1 protein-coding gene is annotated in these 1159 nt (G+C 71.8%); it reads left to right on the forward strand.

What is annotated here, in order from left to right:
- Window positions 1–360 precede the first annotated feature (360 nt).
- Entirely contained in the window at window positions 361–1038 is a 678-nt protein-coding gene (locus ACYVE9_RS27690) for a lysophospholipid acyltransferase family protein (RefSeq protein WP_461030634.1), read from the forward strand.
- Window positions 1039–1159: the final 121 nt, after the last annotated feature.

Below are 1159 nucleotides of genomic sequence, written 5' to 3' on the forward strand. Positions count from 1 at the left end.
GGGGGGAGTGCGCCGTCGCCAGCGCCGCCGCGCCGACCCCCAGGGCCGCCGCTCCCAGCACCGCTCTCCGGCCCGGCTGCTGATCCTGCGCCATGTGGCTCTCCCTGCTGCTCGGTTGGGCTCTGCCCGTCGTCGTACAGGCGCGTGACACGCCCGTACGGCGACGGGCTGAAGCGTAGGGGCGCGGACCTTTCGGACGGGAGACGGCGTGCGGAACACGGCGGAAACACGCGCCGACTAGGGTTGATCACCCGGGGTGGTCCGCCGTGCCCGGCGCGTGGCCCGAGCGGATGCGCGAGTATCGTCCTGGTCTGCGCGGCTGTGCGCGGACCCACCACGACCGGAGGACGGATCCCTGTGATGCCCCGATTCCTGCTCATCAAGGCGCTGCTCGGCCCGCTGCTGCGTGTGCTGTTCCGTCCGCAGGTCCAGGGAGCCGACCGGATTCCCGGTGAGGGCGCGGTCATTCTCGCCGGCAACCACCTCACCTTCATCGACTCGATGATCCTGCCGCTGGTCACGAAGCGGCAGGTGTTCTTCATCGGCAAGGACGAGTACGTCACCGGTACCAGCGTCAAGGGCCGGCTGATGGCGTGGTTCTTCACCGGCGTCGGCATGATCCCCGTCGACCGGGACGGTGCCAGGGGCGGGGTCGCCGCACTGATGACGGGGCGGCGGGTGCTGGACGAGGGCAAGGTCTTCGGCATCTACCCCGAGGGCACCCGCTCGCCCGACGGGCGCCTCTACCGCGGCCGGACGGGCATCGCCCGACTGGCCCTGATGACGGGCTCCCCCGTGGTGCCGTTCGCGATGATCGGCACCGACCGGGTGCAGCCGGGCGGCAGCGGCTTCCCCAGGCTCGGTGGCGGACGCATCACGGTCCGCTTCGGTGAGCCACTGGACTTCTCCCGCTACGAAGGCATGGACCGGGACCGCTACGTGCTGCGCGCCGTGACCGACGAGGTGATGAGCGAGGTCATGCGACTGTCGGGCCAGGAGTACGTGGACATGTACGCCACCAAGGCCAAGGCGGCCTGAACCCGCCGCTCCGGGCGCGCCGCAGCGTCACCGGTGGAGCGGCGTCGGGGCGTCGGACGCGGCCGGGTCGGCGGGTGACTCCTCCAGCCGCTGGCCGCGCAGCAGCCACCAGGCCGCCACG

The organism is Streptomyces sparsus, from assembly GCF_054776295.1.

What these genes read in the sequence shown, in the direction of transcription:
- ACYVE9_RS27690 (WP_461030634.1), top strand. Translation starts at nt 361, where the DNA reads ATGCCCCGATTCCTGCTCATCAAGGCGCTGCTCGGCCCGCTGCTGCGT.